This is a genomic window from Burkholderia latens (assembly GCF_902499045.1).
Classification (GTDB): Bacteria; Pseudomonadota; Gammaproteobacteria; order Burkholderiales; family Burkholderiaceae; genus Burkholderia; species Burkholderia latens.
Map to the genome: position 1 here is coordinate 14,214 of NZ_CABVPL010000021.1, position 21,379 is coordinate 35,592.

Genomic DNA, 21,379 nt, shown 5'->3' on the forward strand with positions numbered 1-21,379 from the left:
GCTCGCAGCCACGGAACGCACAATGGCCAAAGCATTCGCCTCCCAAGCCGATCTGGAAGAGAAGAAAATTACCTGGACGCAGCTGTCCGAGAATGCGTACGCATACACCGCCGAAGGCGACCCGAACTCGGGCGTGATCGTCGGCGACGACAGCGTGCTGATCGTCGACACGACCGCGACGCCCGCGATGGCGCAGGACCTGATCGCAAAGATCCGCAGCGTGACCGACAAGCCGATCAAGCATGTCGTGCTGTCGCATTACCACGCGGTGCGCGTGCTGGGCGCGTCAGCGTATTTCGCGGAAGGCGCGCAGCACGTGATCGCGAGCCGCGGCACCTACGAAATGATCGTCGAGCGCGGCGAGGCCGACATGAAGTCGGAGATCGAGCGCTTCCCGCGCCTGTTCGCGGGCGTCGAGACGGTGCCGGGCCTGACCTGGCCGACGCTCGTGTTCGAGCGCGAGATCACGCTGTTCCTCGGCAAGCTCGAAGTGAAGATCATGCACGTCGGCTCCGGCCACACGAAGGGCGACACGATCGTGTGGCTGCCGTCGCAGAAGGTGCTGTTCTCCGGCGACCTCGTCGAATACGACGCGGCGTGCTATTGCGGCGATGCGCAGCTCGAACAGTGGCCGGCCACGCTCGAGGCGCTGCGCGCGCTCGGCGCCGACAAGCTCGTGCCCGGCCGCGGCCCCGCGCTGCTGAATCCGGCTGACGTGAACAACGGCCTCGACTACACGAAGGACTTCGTGACGACGCTGCTCGAACAGGGCCGCAAGGCCGTCGAGCGCAAGCTCGACCTGAAGGCGTCGATGGCGCTCACGCGCGAAGCGATGGATCCGAAGTTCGGCCACGTGTTCATCTACGAGCACTGCCTGCCGTTCGACGTGTCGCGCGCGTACGACGAGGCGAGCGGCATCACGCACCCGCGCATCTGGACCGCGCAGCGCGACAAGGAAATGTGGGACGCGCTGCAGGACTGAGCGGGTCGCGGCGGCGGGCGTCCGGGCGGACGCTGCGCCGTTTTCCTGAAGGCCGCTGAGCGGCGGCGGCATGGCACCGCCGCTCAGCGGGCCGAGTTCCGATCTCACGAAAAAGCAGGGCGCACGCACGCCCTCGGAGACTGCCGCGCGCTCGAATCGCGCGGCCCGTTTGGAGAGAGACATGCCCCAATCGCTTCCCGCCGAAGCGGCGGTCGCGCACGCGAGTGGCGCGGCGCCGGCTTCCCGCTACGAATCCGCCTCCATATCCGCCGACGATACCGGCGACGCGCGGCTGTTCCGCAAGATCGCGTGGCGCATCGTGCCGTTCCTGTTCCTCTGTTACGTCGTGTCGTTCCTCGATCGCATCAACATCGGCTTCGCGCAGCTGCAGATGAAGCACGATCTCGGCTTCAGCGATGCGATGTACGGGCTCGGCGCCGCTGTGTTCTACGTCGGCTACGTGTTCTGCGAGGTGCCGAGCAACCTGCTGCTCGCGCGCTTCGGCGCACGCCGCACGTTCACGCGGATCATGCTGCTGTGGGGCCTCGCGTCGACCGGGATGATGTTCGTGTCGCAGCCGTCGCATTTCTACGTGCTGCGTTTCCTGCTCGGCGTGTTCGAGGCTGGCTTCTTTCCGGGCATCGTGCTGTACCTGACCTACTGGTTCCCGGCGAACCGGCGCGCGGCGGCGATCTCGGTGTTCTTCGCGGGCGTCGCGGTCGCGGGCGTGCTCGGCGGCCTGATGTCGGGCTGGATCATGCGCGACATGGGCGGCGTGCTCGGGCTGCACGGCTGGCAATGGATGTTCGCGATCGAAGGCGCGCCGGCGATCGTGCTCGCGTTTTTCGCGTTCGCCTATCTGGTCGACCGGCCGCGGGATGCCGCGTGGCTCTCGCCCGATGAAAAGGCCCGTGTCGCCGCACTGTGCGCCGACGGCCGCGCGCATGGCGGCACGCACGACAGGCGCAGCCTGGCCGCCGCGCTCGCGAATCCGCGCGTCTATCTGTTCGCGTTCATCTACTTCTCGCTGACTTGCGCGTCGCTGACGCTCAATTTCTGGATGCCGCTGATGATTCGCGACTTCGGCGTGACCGACGTCGTGGCCGTGAGCCTTTACACGGTCGTGCCGAACGCGGTCGGCGCGATCGGGCTGATCCTGATCGCGCGCCGCTCGGATCGCACCGGCGAGCGCCGCAAGCACTTCGCGTGCTGCACGATCGGCGGCGGGCTCGCGCTCGCGGCGCTGACGCTGCACCTGCACAGCTTCGCGGCGATGCTCGCGTGCCTGTCGATCGCGGCGACGCTGATCTTCGCCGCGCTGCCGATCTTCTGGGCCGTGCCGACCCGCTATCTGTCGGGCAATGCGGCCGCGGCCGGGATCGCGCTGATCAGCAGCATCGGGATCACGAGCGGGATCGTCAGCCCGTGGGTGATCGGGTTGATCCGCACGCGCACCGGCAGCATGGATCTCGCCGTGTACCTGCTGGCCGCGCTGCTCGCGCTGAGCGGCGCCGCGCTGATGCTCGGCGTGAAGGGCGAAACCGCGCGGCGCGCGTGAACCATGGCCGGTCGCCGCCGCCAGTCGGCAGTCGGCGGCGCATTTCCTGTCCGCTTCGTATTCGCATCCATCGAGGAGACGATCGATGTCAATCCCGCTGCAAGCGGATGCCGCTCACGCGGCATCGTCCGATTCCGTTGCGTCCGGCAACGACGCGCTGTATCGCCGCATCGGCATGCGGATCGTGCCGTTCCTGTTCGTCTGTTACATCGTGTCGATCCTCGACCGCAGCAACATCGGCTTCGCGCAGTTGCAGATGCGTCAGGATCTCGGCCTGACCGATGCGATGTACAGCCTCGGCGCGGTGCTGTTCTTCGTCGGCTACGTGCTGTTCGAGGTGCCGAGCAACGCGCTGCTGCGCCGCTTCGGCGCGCGCCGCACGTTCGCGCGGATCATGGTCCTGTGGGGCTTGGTGTCGGTCGCGATGATCACCGTCGACAGCGCGAAGCAATTTTACGTGCTGCGCTTCCTGCTCGGGCTGTTCGAAGCCGGCTTCTTCCCCGGTGTGGTGTTCTATCTGACGTACTGGTATCCGGCGCGCCGGCGCGCGTCGGTGCTGTCGATCTTCTATGCGGGCGTCGCGGTGGCCGGGATGGTCGGCGGGTTGCTGTCGGGCTGGCTGATGCGCGGGATGGCCGGCGTGCTCGGCCTGCACGGCTGGCAATGGATGTTCGCGATCGAGGGCGCGCCCGCGATCCTGCTCGGCGTGATCGCGTGGTTCTGGCTGTGCGACCGCCCCGAACACGCGCGCTGGCTGTCCGGCGACGACCGGCAGCGGCTGGCGGCCGACCTGGCCGCCGATCGCGCGGATGCGCCCGCGCACACGGCTTCGTCGCTGCGGCAGGTGCTGGCCGAGCCGCGCACGTATCTGTTCGCGTTCATCTATTTCTCGCTGACGACCGCGCTGCTGATGCTGCTGTTCTGGATGCCGCTGATGATTCGCGAGTTCGGCATTCACGACGTGGTCCACATCAGCCTGTTGTCGATCGTGCCGAACGCGATCGGCGCGGCCGGCCTGATCGCGATCGCGCGGCGCTCGGACCGCAAGCGCGAACGCCGCCGGCATTTCGCCGCGTGCGCATTCGGCGGCGCGGTGGCGCTCGCGCTGCTGACGCTGCACCTGCCGAGCATCGTCGCGATGATGGCGCTGCTGTCGATCGCGGCGATGCTGATCTTCGCCGCGCATCCGGTGTTCTGGGCCGTGCCGTCCGCGTATTTCGCGGGGGCCGGCGCGGCGGGCGGGATCGCGCTGATCAGCAGCATCGGCGTGTCGAGCGGGATGATCACGCCGTGGATCGTCGGCGTGATCCGCACGCGCACCGGCAACATGGATTCGGCGATGCTGATGATCGCCGCGTTGCTGGCCGCGTGCGCGGTCGCGATGCTGGTCGGGGTGCGCGCGACTCCGCGCGAGCCGGCGCATGCGCCACGTTGATCGGCCTGCGCCTGCCTGCGTCGACGCAGCGGGCCGGACGATGCCGTCCGGCCCGCGCGCGGTGAACGCGGTGAGCGGCTACCGCGCAGCGGGCCGGCGTGGCCCACGCACGCGGCCGATACCGCCCGACTAGCGCGCGGCCGTGTAGCGCGGCGCCGGCGAATCCGTCGACAAGTGCGGCGCCATCGCGCGCCGCGCGGCCTCGTACGCATCCCATTCTTCAGCCGCATGCAGCGACGGAATCGTCACGAGCTCGCCGCGCTCGAAGCCGACCAGCGCCGCATCGACGAGCGCCGATGCCGACATCACGATTTCCTTCGGCAGATGTTCGACCGGCAGGCCGCCGGTCTGCCAGAACTCGGTCGCCGTCGCGCCGGGCAACACGGCCTGCACCTGCACGCCCTTGTCGGCGAGCTCGTGATGCAGCGACTGGCTGAACGCGAGCACGAACGCCTTGCTGCCGCCGTACACGCCATTGAGCGTCTCCGGCGAGATCGCGACGATCGACGAGATGTTGATCACCGCGCCGCGGCCGCGCGCGACGAAGCCGGGAACGGCCGCATACGTGAGGCGCGTGAGCGCGGTCACGTTCAGGTCGATCATCCGTGTCATCGCGTCGACGTCGCTGTCGAGCAGCGGCGCATGCGTGCCGACGCCCGCGTTGTTCACGAGCAGCGTGATGCTCGCGTCCTGCTTCAGCTTCGCTTCGACGGCAGCGAGCGACGCGCGATCGTTCAGGTCCGCGCCGACGATCTCGACGCTGCGCTGCGTGTCGTTCGTGATGCGCTCGGCGAGGGTGGCCAGCCGGTCCCGGTTGCGCGCGACCAGGATCAGGTCGTAGCCGCGGCGCGCGAGCCGGTCGGCGTAGATCGCGCCGATGCCGGACGATGCGCCGGTAATGACGGCGGTGCCGCGATGTGCTTCAGTCATGATGTCGCTCCGTGTCGTGGAAAGGGTGAGTGCGTGAGTGCATTCTGGCCTCGAATCGCCGCGACACAAATGACGTAGATAGGTATGATTTCGGACATCGGGCCGATCGTCACCGTTCTCGCGCCCGGCACCGGAGACCAGCATGCACCGAATCGGCTTTCTGATCAGCGACGGCTTCCAGATCATGGCGCTCGCCGCGCAGTCGGTGTTCGAGTACGCGAACCTGAGCACGGGCGAGCCGTTCTACGTAATGGACAATTATTCCGTCGACGGCGGCGACGTGCGCTCGTCGCTCGGGCTGCCGGTCGCCACGCGCGCGCTGCGCGGGCGGCGCGTCGACGTCGACACGTGGATCGTCGCGGGCGTCAACGATCCGCTCGCGTCGCCGGCGCCGGCCGGCGTCGTCGCGTTCCTTCGCCGCGCGAATGCGAGTGCGCGGCGGATCGCCGGCATCTGCACGGGCGCGTTCGTGCTCGCCGAGGCGGGGCTGCTCGCGCAGCGCCGCGCGACGACGCACTGGGCGTACGGCCGCGACATGCAGCAGCACTTTCCGGACATTCGCGTCGAGGACGACCGGATCTACATCGTCGACGGTCCGATCTGGACGTCGGCCGGGATGACGGCCGGCCTCGACCTGGCATTGGCGATGGTGGAAAAGGATCTCGGCGCGGATGCCGCACGCACGGTCGCGCGCAAGCTCGTGATGCACCAGCGCCGCGCGGGCGGGCAGTCGCAGCATTCGGAGATGCTCGATCTCGCGCCGAAATCGGACCGGATCCAGAACGCGCTGAATTATGCGCGGCGCAACCTGAGCCGCGCGCTGACCGTCGAGGAACTCGCCGCCGCGGTGCACCTGAGTCCGCGCCAGTTCAGCCGCGTCTTCACGCTCGAAACCGGGCAGTCGCCGGCGAAGGCGATCGAGCGGCTGCGGCTCGAAGCCGCGCGGCTGATGATCGAGCAGAGCCGGCATCCGCTCGACGTGATCGCGAAGGAAAACGGCTTTCGCGACCGCCGCCACCTGCGCGACGCGTTCGTGCGCGGTTTCGGCGTGCCGCCGCAGGCGGTGCGGCGCGAAGCGCGCGCGGAGCAACGGGACACCGGCTGACGCTTGCGGTCGCGGCGGTGGCGTCGGTAGCGGGCCGTCAGCGCGGGCTGCGAAAATCGCGCAGAATTCGTCGACCCGCTTCATGAGGAGCCACGATGCAAGCTGCCCGGTTTGACATTGCGATACCCGATCACGCGCTGGACGACCTGCGCCGCCGCCTGCGCAACGTACGCTCACCGCAGCTGACGCCCGCGGAGCCGTGGCAGCAGGGCATGCACGGCGCGTGGTTGCGCGAGCTGACCGCGTACTGGGCCGATCGCTTCGACTGGCGCGAAACGGAGCGTGCGCTGAACCGGCTTCCGCAATTCGTCGCGGACATAGGCGGGCAACGCGTGCATTTCATCCATCGGCGCGGCACGGGGCGAGCGCCTTATCCGCTCGTGATCACGCACGGCTGGCCCGGTTCCGTGTTCGAATTCGACGCGCTGCTCGATCGCCTGTGCGATCCGGCGGCGTTCGGCGGCGATCCGGACGACGCGTTCGACGTCGTCGCGCCCTCGCTGCCCGGCTTCCTGTTCTCGCCGGCTCCCGCGGCGCCCGGCGTGTCGGCGTTTCAGGTCGCCGACTGCTGGGCCGCTTTGATGTCCGGCCTCGGCTATCGGCGCTTCGGCGCGCAAGGCGGCGATCTCGGCGCAGGCGTGTCGATCGCGCTCGGCACAAGACATGCGGGCGCGGTGGACGGCATCCACCTGAACTATCTGCCCGGCAGCTACGAGCCGCCGGCGGACGCGGCTTCGCCGCCGACCGACGACGAGCGGGCGTTCGTCGCGCAGCGCAATGAATGGGCGGCACTGGAAGGCGGCTATGCGCACGTGCACATGACGAAGCCCCAGACGCTGGCCGTCGCGCTCAACGATTCACCGGCCGGGCTGGCCGCATGGATCGCCGAGAAATTCCGCTCATGGAGCGATTGTGACGGCGACGTCGCGCGGCGGTTTTCGCACGACACGCTGCTGACCGGCATCTCGCTCTACTGGTTCACCGGCTGCATTGGCTCGTCGATGCAGATGTATTGGGAAAACCGGCTGCAGCCGCTGCGCTTTGCTGCCGGGCAACGCGTGACGGTGCCTGTCGCGTTCGCACGTTTCCCGAAGGAAATCAGCCGGCCGCCGCGCAGCTGGCTCGAGCGTGTGTTCGACGTCGTGCAGTGGACCGACATGCCGCGCGGCGGCCATTTCGCGGCGATGGAAGAGCCGGAGCTGCTGGCCGACGATATCCGGCGGTTTTTCCGGCGGTTTCGCTAGCGGCTGATGAACGCGGCGGCAGCGGAAGCAGAAGCGCGCGAAGCGTGTGAAACGTATGAAACGTGTGAACCGGCGGCCATCCGCGCGATCGCGACCACCACCGCCACGCCGTTCGTCGCCTGTCGATGCCGCTTGTCTTACCGTGTGACGAACGCCGTCGCGTCATGCGGCGCGGTGCGCGCATGCTTGCGCTGGCGCAGCAGCGCGACGCGGCAATTCTCCCGTGCGGTCTCGCGGCCATCGTCGTCGAGCAGCACGAGGTCGCCGCGCATCACGTTCAGCGTGATCACGTCTTCCCCCGGCGCGCCGAGCGTTTCCGGCGTATGCACGGAGCCTGCCGGCTCCAGCACCGTCGAGCCGGCCTGCGCGATCCACTCGTACTCGCGGTAGCGCCACGCGCCTTGCAGCGTATGAACGAACACGTCGCCGTCGTGGCGATGGCGCGGCAGCGTGCCGCCGGCCGGCATCTTCAGCAGCGCGGTCAGCGTGTCTTCCGCTGCATTGATATGCAGATACTTGATCGCGAGCCCCGGCAGGTCCGCGCTCATCGGCAGCCACGGCAGCGCGTCGCCGGGCACGCACGAAATCGGCGGCAGGTCGGTGGAGAGCGGGGAGAACGGCTGCGTCATGGCGAAAGGCGAAGCGGGAACGGGAAGAGCGCATTATCGCAGAGCGGATTCGCGCGGCCGCGCTGGTCGCCGTCTATTTCCTGATGCGGATGCGGCGGCAGCCGCAGCCGGGCGGCGGTGCCGGCGGCGCGTGACGCGGGCCGCTACGTATTGCCGTCGCTGCCCGGCCGCGCCGCCGTATGTGCGGCCTCGAGGCACGACTGGAACAGCAGCGCCGCCCGCGACGGCCGCGGCGAGCGCCGCAGCAGGCTCACGAACCGGCACCGGTAGTTGAACCGTTGCGGCGCGACCGGCTGCATCAACCCTTTGCTTTCGAAGCTTTCCGCGTAATGGTCGGGCAGGAAGCCGAGGTAGCGGCCGGACAGGATCAGCGTCGCGATCGATTCCTGGTCGGACGCGGTCGCGCTGCGCGTGAGCTTCGCGCGGTGGCTCAGCTCCATGTTCGGCGAATGGAAGCCGAGCCCGGCGAACGCGTGGTTGCGGATCGTCGTCCACGTGAGCTTGCCGTGCGGCGCGTCGAACAGTGGATGCTGGCGGCCGCAGTACAGCAGCATCCGTTCGTCGAACAGTTCCGAATACACGAGGCTGCCCGAATTGCGGTGCGCGGGAATGATCCCGACCTGATAGCTCCCGTCGATGATCCCGCGCTCGACCTCGTTGATCGACGCGACGTGCAGGTTCAGCGCGACGTCGGGCGCCTCGTCCGCGAACTGGCGGATCGCGTCGCCGAGCCGCGCGCGAGGGTTGGTGGCCGTCTTGTCGAACACCGCGACGTGCAGTTCTCCACCCATCTTGTCGTGAATGCCGTCGATCCTGCTGCGAAATGCCTCCATCGACGCGAGCAGCCGCAGCGTTTCCTCGTACACGGTCTGCCCTTCGGCGGTCAGCGTGAAGCCTGCGCGGCCGCGGCGGCACAGCACGAGGCCGAGGCGCGTTTCCAGGTCCTTCACGTGGCGGCTGATCGTCGAGATGCCGATATTCAGCTCCAGTTCGGCCGCCGCCATCCCGCCGCACTGGACGACGCCCTTGAAGACCCGCAGCAGCCGCAGATCCATGTCGCTGAGCTGGCCGAGCAGCGCGCGGCTCTTCGGTTTCTTTGCTTGCATAGTTGCGCAAGTGAACATTGATATTGCGATATTCAAAAGACTAATTGGCGTCCCGACAATGCGCAACATCAACACAAGAAGGAGGGGCGCGCCGCGCCGACCGACATGACCGATACGACCATCGCCAAGCAGCAGGAAGAGACGAACCTCCGCACCGACGCCGCGTGGCTCGACGCGCACTGGATGCCGTTCACCGCGAACCGCCAGTTCAAGTCCGACCCGCGCATGATCGTGTCGGCGAAAGATGCGTATTTCACGGACGCCGAAGGCCGCAAGATCTTCGACGGCCTGTCGGGCCTGTGGTGCACGGGCCTCGGCCACGGCCGCGCGGAAATCACGGAAGCCGTGAGCCGCCAGGTCGCGCAGCTCGACTACGCGCCGGCATTCCAGTTCGGCCATCCGAAGTCGTTCGAGCTCGCCAACAAGATCAAGGAGCTGACGCCGGCCGGCCTCGACTACGTGTTCTTCACCGGCTCGGGGTCGGAAGCGGCCGACACGTCGCTGAAGATGGCCCGCGCTTACTGGCGCGCGAAGGGCAAGGGCACGAAGACGCGGCTGATCGGCCGCGAGAAGGGCTATCACGGCGTGAACTTCGGCGGCATCTCGGTCGGCGGGATCGGTGCAAACCGCAAGCTGTTCGGCCAGGGCGTCGATGCCGATTTCCTGCCGCACACGCAGCTCGCCGAAAACAAGTTCTCGCGCGGGATGCCGGACAACGGCGCCGACCTGGCCGACCGTCTGCTCGATCTCATCACGCTGCACGACGCGTCGAACATCGCGGCCGTGATCGTCGAGCCGTTCTCCGGCTCGGCAGGCGTGGTCATCCCGCCGAAGGGCTATCTGAAGCGCCTGCGCGACATCTGCACCGCGCACGACATCCTGCTGATCTTCGACGAAGTCATCACGGGCTTCGGTCGTGCCGGTGCGATGACGGGCGCCGACGCATTCGGCGTGACGCCGGACATCATGAACTTCGCGAAACAGGTCACGAACGGCGCGCAGCCGCTCGGCGGCGTGATCGCGACGAAGGAAATCTACGACACGTTCATGGCCGCGGGCGGGCCCGAGTACATGCTCGAGTTCCCGCACGGCTACACGTATTCGGCGCACCCGGTCGCATGCGCGGCCGGCATCGCGGCGCTCGACCTGCTCGTGAAGGAAGACGCGGTGGCCCGCGTGCGCGATCTCGCGCCGCATTTCGAGGCGGCCGTGCACGGGCTGAAGGGCCAGCGCCACGTCACGGACATCCGCAACTTCGGGCTCGCGGCCGGCCTGACCATCGCCGCGCTGCCGGGCGAGCCGGCACGGCGCCCGTACGAGATCGCGATGCGCTGCTGGGCGAAGGGCTTCTACGTGCGCTACGGCGGCGACACGATCCAGCTCGCGCCGCCGTTCGTCGCCGAGAAGCGCGAGATCGACAATCTCGTGAACGCGCTGTCCGATGCGCTGAACGAAGTGGACTGAGCCGCGGCTCGCCCGCAGCGATAACCGAATTCACGACAGAGCGTTGAAGATGAAACACGACAGCAATGTGACCTCCACCCTCGGCCACCTGATCGACGGCAAGCGCGTCGACGGCGGCAGCCGCGTGCAGCCGGTGTTCGATCCGGCGACGGGCGAATCGGACAAGAGCGTCGCGCTCGCCGACAAGCTGACCGTCGAAGCCGCGATCGCGTCCGCGCAGGCGGCGTTCCCCGCATGGCGCAACACGCCGCCGCTGAAGCGCGCACGCGTGATGAGCCGCTTCAAGACGCTGCTCGAAGAGCATGCGGACGAGCTATGCGCGCTGATCACGGCCGAGCACGGCAAGGTGCTCGCCGATGCGATGGGCGAACTGCAGCGCGGGATCGAGAACGTCGAGTACGCGAGCTACGTGCCGGAGTTGCTGAAGGGCGAGCACAGCAAGAACGTCGGCCCCGCGATCGATTCGTGGAGCGAGTTCCAGGCGCTCGGCGTCGTCGCCGGCATCACGCCGTTCAACTTCCCGCTGATGGTGCCGCTCTGGATGTGGCCGATGGCCGTCGCCTGCGGCAACACGTTCGTGCTGAAGCCGTCCGAGCGCACGCCGTCGTCCACGCTGCGCATGGCCGAGCTCGCGCTCGAGGCCGGGCTGCCGCCGGGTGTGCTGAACGTCGTGAACGGCGACAAGGAAGCGGTCGACACGATCCTGACCGACCCGCGCGTGAAGGCGGTGAGCTTCGTCGGCTCGACGCCGATCGCCGAATACATCTACGCGACCGGCTGCGCGCACGGCAAGCGCGTGCAGGCGCTCGGCGGCGCGAAGAACTTCGCCGTCGTGATGCCCGACGCCGACATCGGCAACGCGGTGAACGCGCTGATGGGCGCCGCGTACGGCTCGTGCGGCGAGCGCTGCATGGCGATTCCGTTGGTCGTCGCGATCGGCGACGAAACGGGCGACCAGGTGGTCGCGGGGCTGAAGGCCGAGATCGAGAAGATGAAGGTCGGCCCCGGCAACGGCGCAGGTGTCGACATGGGGCCGCTCGTCACGAAGCAGCATTTCGAGAAGGTCACGGGCTTCGTCGAAGCGGGCGTGGCGGCGGGCGCGACGCTCGTCGTCGACGGCCGCGGCGTGAAGGTCGACGGCCACGACGGCGGCTACTACCTCGGCCCGTGCCTGTTCGACAACGTAAAGCCGGGCATGCCGATCTACCAGCACGAAATCTTCGGGCCGGTGCTCGGCGTGATCCGCCTGAAGTCGCTCGACGAAGCGATGGCGCTGATCGACGCGCACGAATACGGGAACGGCACGTGCCTGTTCACGCGCGATGGCGAAGCGGCGCGCTACTTCAGCGACAACATCCAGATCGGCATGGTCGGCATCAACGTGCCGCTGCCGGTGCCGGTCGCGTATCACTCGTTCGGCGGCTGGAAGCGTTCGCTGTTCGGCGACCTGCACGCGTACGGCCCGGACGCGGTGCGCTTCTACACGAAGCGCAAGACGATCACGCAGCGCTGGCCGTCGGCCGGCGTGCGCGAAGGGACTGTGTTCAGCTTCCCGTCGAACCGGTGACGCGCACGGCGCGTCCGGCTGCAGCGCGCGATGCGCCGCAGCCGGCGCGAGTGCTCGCGAGCCCGCCCCGATCGGGCGGGCCTTTTTACGCGCGCGGCGGGCGCGCCCGGCCTGAGCGCGCGGCAAGAACGTTTATGGCGCGACCACGTGCCATACGTTGTTGAAGTTGTCGCCGTTGCGGTCGCCCTGTTTCATGTCCTTCGAGAAGAAGTACAGCGGCTTACCCTTGTACGCCCATTGCGGGCTGCCGTCGTCGCGCTTGACGATCGTGTACGGGCCGGCCGGGACGTCGGTCGCGCTGGCCTTGTACGGCGGCCACAGGGTTTCGCATTGGCCCGTGCATGCGCTGGTGCCGGCGTTGGGCTTGTCCTTGTCGAACGAATAGACGGTCATCCCGTTCGCGGCGACGAGCGCGCCGTTTTCGGCTTTCGTGATCGAGCCTTGTGCCGAGGCCGAAACCGACGCCATGGCGAGTACGGCGGAACTGACGAGCAGCACGGCTTTCATGGGACCTCCTGATAGTCCGGTTGGCGGCGCGATCGCATGCACGGCCGGGCGTGCGCACGATCGCGGAGAATGGTGCCGGAACGCGGCGCCGTGGCCGCCGGTGCGAGCGACGTGAAGTCGAACGGCGGCGGAACGGACCCGCTTCTTTCACCATAGGCGGTTTTTGGCGGTGCTGCGAGCCGAACCGGGTGCGCATCGGCGGTCCGTATCTGCCGTGCAACGGCGCGCGTACGCATGTGCGCGCCGGCATCCGAGATCCGGCCCCGAACGTGTGCGCGGATGCACGGTTCGGCAGGCGTCGGTCGCGCACGCGATGGGCGGCGAGACGTCGTGCCCGCTTGCCGGCGTGCCGGCCGCTATGTGCATGCGCAACGACGGATGCGTATCGCGCAGCGGCTTCGGCCAGCACCGGCGCCCGGCGCGCACGATCGAACTGCCGACCGTCGTATGCGCTGTCGCGCGAGCCGATCTGCAGGCTCACGGCGGACCGCGTGTGCGAGAGCGCTTCGCCGGTGCGTGCGAAGTCCGATATCCGGCGATCGTGACAGCGCATCGCCGGATGACCGGCCGGCGCGGCGGCACGCGGATTGCTCTCTTCGACGCGTGCGGCAGGGTGCATACCCCGATTCTTCGCGGAGGGAACGACGATGCCTGACGATCCCGGGGACGTCGCGCGTGCGAGCTATCGCGCGTACGTCGACAAGGACCGCGACGCGATCGAAGCGCTGATCGCGCCGGACTTTCATTTCACGAGCCCGCTCGACAACCGGCTCGACCGCGACGCCTATCTGGCGCGCTGCTGGCCGAACAGCACGATGCTCGCCGGCTTCGAATTCGTCGACGTTGCGGTGCAAGGCGAATACGTGTTCGTCGTATACGAAGCCGCGACGACCGCCGGCCGGCGGTTCCGGAATGCCGAGCGCCTGCGCGTGCGCGACGGGCGGATCGTCGAGGCCGAAGTGTATTTCGGCTGGTACGTGCCGCACCACGCGCCCGATGGCGGATTCATCGAATCGGCGCGTTGAACGCGCCGCGGGCATCGCCGCGCCTATCCGGGCACGTCGTCGCCGAGCGCCTGAATGAATCGCGAAAACAGCTCCGGCTGCGACGAGATCCCGAGCTTCGCGTAAAGATGCCGCCGGTGCACCTTCACCGTTTCCGGTGAAATCGCGAGCCGCTCCGCGATCGCCTTCGACGAATTGCCGCGCAGCACCATTCTCGCGATCGCCATCTCGCGCTCGGTGAGCACGCCCGCGCCGAAGCGCGCGAGCGCCTGCTCGACGCGCGCGCCGAGATCGTCGCCGGGCGTCGCGCGCGCGGCGTCACCGACCAGCCGCCAGTGCTGCCGCATCGCCGCGAGCACCCACGGCATCGCGGCCGTCAGCTTGCCGAGCGGCTCGACGTCGAAGCGCGTGGCCGCGCCGAGCGACAGCGACAGCAACAGGTCCGGGTTCGGCCGCAGCAGGATCTGGATTTCGTCGTCGCCGACCGCGTCGCGGAAATAGCTCAGGAAATACTCGCTCTGCCGGAACAGGTCCGGCGCGACTTCCTCGAGACGGTAACAGCCGTCGGCGAGGCCGTCGTGCGCGGCCTGCAGGAACGGATCGAGCAGATATAACCCGTTGAGGTAAAGCGGCACCGGCGACGCGCTGTCAGTGCCGCCCGTGTCGTATTCGTCGAGCACGAGCGGCACGCCGTCGCGGCCGATCGCGGTGGCGAGCGCGTTGTCGAACGGCACCATCTCGTTGAGCAGCAGCACCAGGAAGCGCCAGAAGCGCGGCTGGCCGAGATGATCGATCGCGCGGCCGAGCGCCTGATGCATCGCGATTTCGGAGAAGAGTCGATCCATACCACCACCGGAGGGCGTAACACGAAGGGGGAATAGCGGTCCCGAATTTGGCTTCCTAGACTGCCACGCAACGATTCGGGCCCGAGTATGGGCGTTCAAAAAACGGCAGCAAAGCAACAGGAGAACGAAATGGCGATGATGTCGGAATCGACGGGCACGCTGCAGGCGGCGCCTGCCACGCAAGACGGGCCGCGCGCGTTGTCGCAGACGCTCAGCGTGCGCGACGCGGTGATGATCACCGTGTCGGGCGTGACGCCCGCAAGCTCGATCTTCGTGATCGCGCCGTTCGCGATCCAGCAGGCCGGCAGCGGCGCCGTGCTGTCGTTCGTGCTCGGCGGCGTGCTCGCGCTCGCGTTCGCGCTCTGCTACGCGGAGCTCAGCGCCGCGCATCGCAGCGCGGGCGGCGAATACGTGATGGCCAAGCGCGTGTTCGGCACGCTGCCCGGCTACCTGACCTTCGTCACGGTGCTGTCGGTCAGCGTATTCATTCCGGCCGTGCTCGCGAGCGGCGCCGCGCCATATCTGAACAACGCGCTCGGCACGCGCTTCGGAAACCAGTCGGTTGCGCTGACGATCGTGCTGCTCAGCTACGTGCTCGGGATGCTGAACATCAAGACGAACGCGTGGATCACCGGCGCGTTTCTCGTCGTCGAAATCGGCGTGCTGATGCTGATCGCGGGGCTCGGCTTCGGCTCGCCGCATCGCGGCGTCGACGTGCTCGTCGCGCCGGTCGTCGCGAGCGGCACCGCGCTGGTGCCGGCCACGCTCGCGGCGATCGTGCCGGCGATCGGCACGGCGATCTTCTGCTACAACGGCTTCGGCTCCGCCGCGTATCTCGCGGAAGACTTGCGCGGCGGCAACCGCAATGTCGCGAAGGCGGTGATCTATTCGCTGCTGGTGATTCTCGTCGTCGAACTGGTGCCGCTCACCGCGATCGTGCTCGGTGCGCCGTCGCTGACCGAGCTAACGAAGAGCGCGGACCCGATCGGCTATGTCGTGCGCTCGCTGAGCAATCCGGTGGTGTCGCGCGTGATCAGCGGCGGGATCTTCCTGTCGGTGTTCAACGCGATCATCGCGATCGTGATCGCGATGGGGCGCCTGCTGTACAGCAGCGGCCGGCATGCGCTCTGGTCGCGCAGTTGCAACCGCGCGTTCTCGACGATCCATCCGCGCTTCGACTCGCCGTGGCTCGCGACGCTCGCGCTCGCGGTGCCGTCGTCGGGGCTGGTGTTCGTGTCGAGCCTCGACGAGCTGACCGCGTTCACGGTCGACCTGTTGTTGCTGATCTACCTGATCGTCGGACTGGCCGCGCTGGCAAGCCGCTTCGTTCGCCGCGACGTCGAACATCACTACCGGATGCCGCTGTGGCCCGCGACGCCGCTCGTCGCGGTCGCCGGCGCCGCGTATACGCTCTACACGACGCTCGCGACCGCGACGAAGCCGACCGACCTGATCATCATCGGCGCTCTGCTGGTGGCTGCGCTCGCGATGTATGCGGTGTGGGCGCGTCACAGCGATACGTTCCGCTCGCTCTGACCGTGCGGCACACCGAACCATTGAAAGCCTGGAGGAATTGCATCATGCGCACGAGGGATCTCGGCATCCGCATCGGACTCGGCACGCCGGGCCGCTTCAACGCGATCACGGACGTTGCCGGCGTGCGGGTCGGGCATTGCACGCTGAACGTCGAGAACGGCGACGCATCGATCCGCAGCGGCGTCACGATCATCGAGCCGCGCGCGGGCGCCGCGCACGATTCGCCGTGTTTCGCGGGCGTTCACGTGCTGAACGGCAACGGCGATGCGACGGGGCTCGAGTGGATTCGCGAGGCCGGCCTGCTGACGACGCCGATCGCCTATACGAACACGCACAGCGTCGGCGCGGTGCGCGATGCGCTGGTCGCGAACGAACGCGACGCGGCGGCCGGTCGCGTGTACTGGTGCATGCCGGTCGTGATGGAAACCTACGACGGCCTGCTCAACGACATCTGGGGGCAGCACGTCAGCGCCGCGCACGTGCAGCGCGCGCTGGCTGCCGCGCAGTCCGGGCCGGTCGCGGAAGGCGGCGTCGGCGGCGGCACGGGGATGATCTGCCACGAGTTCAAAGGCGGGATCGGCACCGCGTCGCGCGTGGTCGCGGCGGACGCGGGCGGCTGGACCGTCGGCGCGCTCGTGCAGGCGAACTACGGCGTGCGCGAGATGCTGCGCGTGGCCGGTTATCCGGTCGGCGAAGTGCTGCGCCACGTGCATTCGCCGTTTCGCGCGCCGCACGCGCACGGCGAAGCCGGAATGGGTTCGATCGTCGTGACGATCGCGACCGATGCGCCGCTGCTGCCGCACCAATGCACGCGGCTCGCACAGCGGGCGAGCGTCGGGCTCGCCCGCGTCGGCGGCGGAACCGAGGATTCGAGCGGCGACATTTTCCTCGCGTTCGCCACCGGCAACGACGGGCTGCCGGCCGCGAACTACGGCAGCAAGGGCGCGCCGACGACGGCCGTGAAGATGGTGAACAACGACCATATCTCCGCGTTGTTCGCCGCGGCGGCCGAAGCGGTGGAAGAGGCGATCGTGAACGCGCTGGTGGCGGGCACCGACGTCGAATCGCGCGGCGTGCGGGTCGAAGGGCTCGGGCCGGCGCGCTTGCTCGACGCGTTGCGTGAAGCAGGGTGGCGGCCGCGGCGCGGCGCGTGAAACGGCAAGCGCCGCTTCAATCGAAGCGGCGTGGAACGCAGTGTCGTTGTGGCGAGCGGCCGGCGCGCCGTGTGCGCATGCATGCGAAACGTGCGATGCGCGCGCGGCGGGCGAGGCCGTGACGACGCGCCGTCATGCTCAGCTGCCGAAGTAGACGTTGCAGAAGCTGACCGGGCCCACGCATGCGTTCGGGTCTTCCTGCGTCGATTGGCTCCGTTCGACGCGAACGGCGGGATGGGCGGCTTCGGCGCGGTTCGCCGGTTGCTGCGCGACATCGGCCGGCGCGGGCTGTGCATGCGCGACAGCGGCGGTGAGCGACAGGGCAACGACGGCGAGGTGCAGCGGCTTCATTTCGATTTCTCCTGGTTCAGTGCCAGTCTCGCTGGCAGTGACGAAACTATAGGCTCGCACTGCTTAAGGATTAAGCGCTGCGGGTGGAGAGCTTATTTCCATTCGGAACAAGGATCACGTTGCGCGCGCATCGATCGCGGCCGCTTGCGGTCGATCGGTCCCGCTCGTCAATGACGGTGGCGGTTGAACGGCGCGTCCTTGTCCAGCAGCGCGCTGCGGATGAAGTGCAGGCAGCCGACGATGCGTTGCATCCGGCGGCGCGCATCAGGCACCGCGTACCACGCGTGCAGCGCGTGCTGCGCGGCGCGAATCGCCAGGTTCACCGACTTCAGCGTGCGCGCGTGGTGCACCGGCGTCGGATCGTCGAAGAAGCGCGGCAGCTCGTGCAGTACCGCATCGACAGACGCGGTCCAGCGCAGCGCCTGCGGTGGCTTCGACACGCAGAACCCGTGCAGCTCGTCGCGCAGGTCGATCACCGCGTGGCCGACTTCGAGCGTCGACAGCATCCACCGCAGCGCGTCGCGATGCTGCCGCGTGCGCTTGACGAGCAGCGTGCGCAACTGCGCCATCAGGTCGTGCGTGCTCGACTGGAAGCGCGCGGCGACGCCTTCTCGCGCGCCTTCGCATGCGAGCGTGACCTGGCGGCGCAGGTCGTGCGCGATGCGCGCGGTGAGCCACGGCATGTGGGTCGGAAACACCACAGCGAACACGACGGAGCACGCCAGCATCGCGACGACGACGGCCAAGCCGTTGTTGATCAGCACTTCGGGCGTATACGCGATCGTGTTGTCGGGGCCGGCCAGCAGGCAGAAGAACACCGCGAAGCCGATTCCGTAGCCGGACAGCCCCGGCCGCATCGCGAGAAACGCGCCGAGGCCGAGCACCGGTGCGAGCGCCGCGCACAGCAGCGGAAAGCCGTCGATGTTCGGATACACGTAGCACAGGAACACGTAGCCGGCGGCCGTCGCGAACGCCGCGCCGACGGCCATCTGCGCGACGAACTTCGGCGCACGCGGCGACGTCGAGCTCAGCGCGCACGCGATCGCGGTCGCGATCACGGCGAGCGAGCCGCTCGGCCATTCGGACGCGATCCAGAACGCGCTCATCGCACCGACGGCGACCAGTGTGCGCAGGAACGCGAAGCCGACGAAGAACGAATTGGTCTTTACCGCGTAGCGCGTGACCGAGCGTTCGAGCGCGTGATCGTCGCGGTCGAGCGATGCGCAGGTATCCGCATAACCGACGTACTCGCCGATGAAGCGATACATCAGCTCGATCGCGGTATCGAAATCGAGCAGGCCGCCGGCGGCATGCGCCTCGATCGTACGGCGCGACGCGCGCGCGGCTTTCGGCAACGCGCGATGAAAGCGGCGCAGTTCGAGCAGCGCGCCGGTCGCGGACGCGATCCCGCGCTGTCGTTCGTCGCGCAACGCGGCGATCCGCTGCGCGAGCCCGTCGACGTGAGGCGCGAGCGCGTCGAGCACGGCGTCCGAGCGGTTCGCGCGCAGGCGCTTCACGAGCTGGTGCAGCGCATGCAGCCGCGTGCAGGCGTTCATGAACTCGCTGTTCAGCCGCGCGAGCCGGCGGCTGCGCGCGCGAATGTGCGGGTCCTCGAACGACGCGAATGCGCGATTGGCCTCGAAGCCGACGATCTCGTCGACGAAATCGGCGAAGCGCCGTTCGAAATCGCCGCGCGCGAGCTCGCCCGACAGCGCGCCGGCCGCGAATGCCGCGAACTTCACATCACGTGCGCCAAGCGAACGCAGCAGCGCCTTCGCGGAGCTGAGCGGCAGGATCAGCGCGCTGACCGCGCCGGAGCACGCGATGCCCAGCGCGACCTCTGCGGCGCGCGTGAGCGCGGACTGGAACAGCGTCTGCGGCGTCATCACCGCGGGCAGGCCGATCAGCGCTGCCGTATACCCGGCGAGCACGAACCCGTACCAGCGAAAGTGGCGGTTGCGTACCGCGAGCGCGATGCAGGTGCCGATCCACAGCGTGATGCCGACCGTATACAGCTCCGGCTGTTGCGCGAACAGCCCGCCGAGCGCGAGCGCGGCGACGAGGCCGGCCGCCGTGCCGAGCACGCGGTAGAAGCTCTTCGCGAACACCATCCCCGACAGCGGCTGCATCAGCACGAACACGGTGGTCATCGCCGTGCGCGGCTGCGACATCTCGAGCCGCATCGCGATGCCCATCGCGAGCAGCGCGGCCAGCACGGTCTTCGCGAGATGCAGCCAGATCAGCCCGTCGCTCACGGCCCAGTCGCGCGCGGCGCCGAGCAGCGGATCGAGCCATGCGCTCCATCGTGCCGGTTCGATGGAAGGTCGCTCGATCGCAGGTGATGGCTTCATGAAAAGAAAGGGCGCGTGCGCTGGCGCGGCGCGTCCGGACGGGTCCGTTCGACTGATGAGGCGCCGATTGTAGGAGTGCGGCGCGCGCGCATTAACGCGGCTACGGGGAAACGATAGTTGCAGGCGGCGCAACAATCTGTCGCATCCGGTGGAGGAAAATAGCGGCTCCGCTACACGTGGTTCACAGGAATGGATACGCTACAAAACATGCGGGTGTTTACGCGCGTCGTCGAGACGGGCAGCTTCACCGCGGCCGCGCAATCGCTGAATTCCACGACGGGCGCGATGTCGCGCGCGGTGTCGGAGCTCGAGGCGCGCCTGCGCACCCGTCTGATGAATCGGTCGACGCGCCGTCTCGCGCTGACGTCGGCCGGTGAAAGCTATCTGCGGCGCTGCCGCCAGATCCTCGCCGACGTCGATCGCGCGGAGGAAGAGGCAAGCTGCGCGCACGAGCGGCCAGCTGGCGTGCTGCGCATGCACAGCTTCGCGAGCGTCGGTCATCACTACGTGATGCCCGCGCTGACGCGCTATCACACGCAGTACCCGGACGTGTCGATCGAGCTGTCGCTGTCGCAGCGCATGCCCGACCTGTTCGACGGCACGAGCGACATGGCCGTCGTGACCGCGTCGTCGCTGCCCGATTCGGAACTCGTGTCGCATCTGCTAGGCTCGACGTTCAGCATCCTGTGCGCGTCGCCCGAGTACGTGAAGCGCCACGGCGCGCCCGCGCGTCCGCAGGATCTCGGCGCCCATGCGTGCCTGACGCTCTGCACGCCGGCATTCCCGACGCACGAATGGGTGCTCGAAGGCGCCGACGGCGTCGAGCAGATCCATGTGGCCGGGCCCGTGCAGACCAATACGGCCGAGTCGCTCGCGCTCGCGATTCGCGACGGTATCGGGATCGGCATGCTGCCGCTGTATTCGGCGATCGATGCGCTGCAGGACGGCACGCTCGTGCGCGTGCTGCCCAGCCACATCCTGCAGAAGATGAACGTGTACGCGCTGTATCCGTCGCGCCGCTTCATCGATGCGAAGGTGCGCACGTGGGTCGAGATGCTGCGTGCGCAGGTGCCGGCGATGATCGCGCGCGACGTCGAGACGCTGAACGCAATCGGCAGCGAACCGCAGGCCGCCTGAGCGCCGTTCATGCGTGTGCCGTGTTCAGGGGTGCACGCTGGACCGGCCGCCTCGCGCGACGGAAACCGCGCCCGCACGACAACGGTCATGCGGGCGCGCTGCATTCACAGCGCGGGTTTCGCCGCGACGCCCGATTCGGTTGCGCCCGCGCCGGCGGTCCCATATGCGGCTTGCGCGGCCTTGCGCTCGGCGAGCCGCTTGGCCGCGAGGCGTTCCTGCGCGGCCATCAGGTCGTCCGGATAGTTGCCCGCGTCGCCGAGCGCCGGGTTGTAGCCGACCGACTCGAGGTCGTACAGTTCCTGCAGCACCTGCGCGCGCGTGACGGGCGACCTGGCGGACTGCGCGAACGACAGCGCCGGTGCGGCAAGCAGGACGGCAGTAGCGGCGGTGACGACGAGCGATTTCACGATGTTCTCCTGTAGATGGGGGTGAGGCCGGTTCGGCGACCGATGCGCGATCCGAACCGTCGGTGCC

General features: G+C 68.2%; 19 protein-coding genes. 11 read left to right on the forward strand and 8 right to left on the reverse strand.

The window, feature by feature from the left end; all coding sequences use genetic code 11:
• Window positions 1-22 precede the first annotated feature (22 nt).
• The 3 genes from BSE24067_RS16185 to BSE24067_RS16195 all read left to right on the forward strand — a co-directional run bounded on the left by BSE24067_RS16185 (window position 23) and on the right by BSE24067_RS16195 (window position 3,975).
• Window positions 23-982 carry an MBL fold metallo-hydrolase gene (locus BSE24067_RS16185; RefSeq protein ID WP_151064560.1) on the forward strand — a complete coding sequence of 320 codons (960 nt, stop codon included), beginning with the start codon at window positions 23-25 and terminating at the stop codon, window positions 980-982.
• 181 nt (window positions 983-1,163) lie between these two features.
• Window positions 1,164-2,540, forward strand: coding sequence for an MFS transporter (locus BSE24067_RS16190; RefSeq protein ID WP_151064561.1), 1,377 nt, complete (start codon window positions 1,164-1,166; stop codon window positions 2,538-2,540).
• 85 nt (window positions 2,541-2,625) lie between these two features.
• Window positions 2,626-3,975: an MFS transporter gene (locus BSE24067_RS16195; protein ID WP_151064562.1), complete on the forward strand. Its 1,350-nt coding sequence runs from the start codon at window positions 2,626-2,628 to the stop codon at window positions 3,973-3,975.
• 129 nt (window positions 3,976-4,104) lie between these two features.
• On the opposite strand, the gene BSE24067_RS16200 is transcribed toward BSE24067_RS16195, so the two are convergent.
• Window positions 4,105-4,905: an SDR family NAD(P)-dependent oxidoreductase gene (locus BSE24067_RS16200; RefSeq protein ID WP_151064563.1), complete on the reverse strand. Its 801-nt coding sequence runs from the start codon at window positions 4,903-4,905 to the stop codon at window positions 4,105-4,107.
• 142 nt (window positions 4,906-5,047) lie between these two features.
• Between BSE24067_RS16200 and BSE24067_RS16205 the strand changes: the two genes are divergently transcribed.
• Window positions 5,048-6,010 carry a GlxA family transcriptional regulator gene (locus BSE24067_RS16205; protein WP_151064564.1) on the forward strand — a complete coding sequence of 321 codons (963 nt, stop codon included), beginning with the start codon at window positions 5,048-5,050 and terminating at the stop codon, window positions 6,008-6,010.
• Between the two features lie 95 nt (window positions 6,011-6,105).
• A complete protein-coding gene (locus tag BSE24067_RS16210) occupies window positions 6,106-7,254 on the forward strand; it encodes an epoxide hydrolase family protein (protein WP_151064565.1) in 1,149 nt (382 codons plus the stop codon).
• A gap of 137 nt (window positions 7,255-7,391) precedes the next feature.
• On the opposite strand, the gene BSE24067_RS16215 is transcribed toward BSE24067_RS16210, so the two are convergent.
• Complete coding sequence (locus BSE24067_RS16215) at window positions 7,392-7,883, reverse strand: 2,4'-dihydroxyacetophenone dioxygenase family protein (RefSeq protein WP_151064566.1); 492 nt, start codon at window positions 7,881-7,883, stop codon at window positions 7,392-7,394.
• 143 nt (window positions 7,884-8,026) lie between these two features.
• A complete protein-coding gene (locus BSE24067_RS16220; RefSeq protein ID WP_244130440.1) occupies window positions 8,027-8,989 on the reverse strand; it encodes a LysR family transcriptional regulator in 963 nt (320 codons plus the stop codon).
• Between the two features lie 105 nt (window positions 8,990-9,094).
• On the opposite strand from BSE24067_RS16220, the gene aptA reads away from it, so the two are divergent.
• Both aptA and BSE24067_RS16230 read left to right on the forward strand, forming a co-directional pair.
• A complete protein-coding gene (gene aptA / locus BSE24067_RS16225) occupies window positions 9,095-10,453 on the forward strand; it encodes an omega-aminotransferase AptA (protein WP_151064568.1) in 1,359 nt (452 codons plus the stop codon).
• 49 nt (window positions 10,454-10,502) lie between these two features.
• On the forward strand, window positions 10,503-12,020 hold the full coding sequence (locus BSE24067_RS16230; protein ID WP_151064606.1) for a CoA-acylating methylmalonate-semialdehyde dehydrogenase: 1,518 nt from the start codon (window positions 10,503-10,505) through the stop codon (window positions 12,018-12,020).
• 132 nt (window positions 12,021-12,152) lie between these two features.
• Here BSE24067_RS16230 and BSE24067_RS16235 read toward each other — a convergent pair whose 3' ends face one another.
• Window positions 12,153-12,527 (reverse strand): COG4315 family predicted lipoprotein, encoded by a 375-nt coding sequence (locus BSE24067_RS16235; RefSeq protein WP_151064569.1) that lies wholly within the window; start codon window positions 12,525-12,527, stop codon window positions 12,153-12,155.
• 647 nt (window positions 12,528-13,174) lie between these two features.
• Here BSE24067_RS16235 and BSE24067_RS16240 point away from each other — a divergent pair.
• Window positions 13,175-13,552, forward strand: coding sequence for a nuclear transport factor 2 family protein (locus BSE24067_RS16240; protein WP_151064570.1), 378 nt, complete (start codon window positions 13,175-13,177; stop codon window positions 13,550-13,552).
• Window positions 13,553-13,575: 23 nt separating this feature from the next.
• Here BSE24067_RS16240 and BSE24067_RS16245 read toward each other — a convergent pair whose 3' ends face one another.
• Window positions 13,576-14,376, reverse strand: a complete 801-nt coding sequence (locus tag BSE24067_RS16245) for a helix-turn-helix transcriptional regulator (protein WP_151064571.1) — start codon at window positions 14,374-14,376, stop codon at window positions 13,576-13,578.
• 129 nt (window positions 14,377-14,505) lie between these two features.
• Between BSE24067_RS16245 and BSE24067_RS16250 the strand changes: the two genes are divergently transcribed.
• A complete protein-coding gene (locus BSE24067_RS16250; protein ID WP_151064572.1) occupies window positions 14,506-15,912 on the forward strand; it encodes an APC family permease in 1,407 nt (468 codons plus the stop codon).
• A gap of 44 nt (window positions 15,913-15,956) precedes the next feature.
• On the forward strand, window positions 15,957-17,066 hold the full coding sequence (locus tag BSE24067_RS16255; protein WP_151064573.1) for a DmpA family aminopeptidase: 1,110 nt from the start codon (window positions 15,957-15,959) through the stop codon (window positions 17,064-17,066).
• Window positions 17,067-17,204: 138 nt separating this feature from the next.
• On the opposite strand, the gene BSE24067_RS16260 is transcribed toward BSE24067_RS16255, so the two are convergent.
• Both BSE24067_RS16260 and BSE24067_RS16265 read right to left on the reverse strand, forming a co-directional pair.
• Window positions 17,205-17,417 (reverse strand): hypothetical protein, encoded by a 213-nt coding sequence (locus BSE24067_RS16260; protein ID WP_151064574.1) that lies wholly within the window; start codon window positions 17,415-17,417, stop codon window positions 17,205-17,207.
• Window positions 17,418-17,584: 167 nt separating this feature from the next.
• Window positions 17,585-19,768, reverse strand: a complete 2,184-nt coding sequence (locus tag BSE24067_RS16265) for an FUSC family protein (RefSeq protein ID WP_151064575.1) — start codon at window positions 19,766-19,768, stop codon at window positions 17,585-17,587.
• A gap of 189 nt (window positions 19,769-19,957) precedes the next feature.
• Between BSE24067_RS16265 and BSE24067_RS16270 the strand changes: the two genes are divergently transcribed.
• Window positions 19,958-20,905, forward strand: a complete 948-nt coding sequence (locus tag BSE24067_RS16270; protein WP_151064576.1) for a LysR family transcriptional regulator — start codon at window positions 19,958-19,960, stop codon at window positions 20,903-20,905.
• A gap of 104 nt (window positions 20,906-21,009) precedes the next feature.
• Here BSE24067_RS16270 and BSE24067_RS16275 read toward each other — a convergent pair whose 3' ends face one another.
• The gene (locus BSE24067_RS16275) at window positions 21,010-21,312 is read right to left on the reverse strand and encodes a DUF4148 domain-containing protein (protein WP_151064577.1); all 303 of its coding nucleotides are present in this window, start codon (window positions 21,310-21,312) and stop codon (window positions 21,010-21,012) included.
• Window positions 21,313-21,379 lie beyond the last annotated feature (67 nt).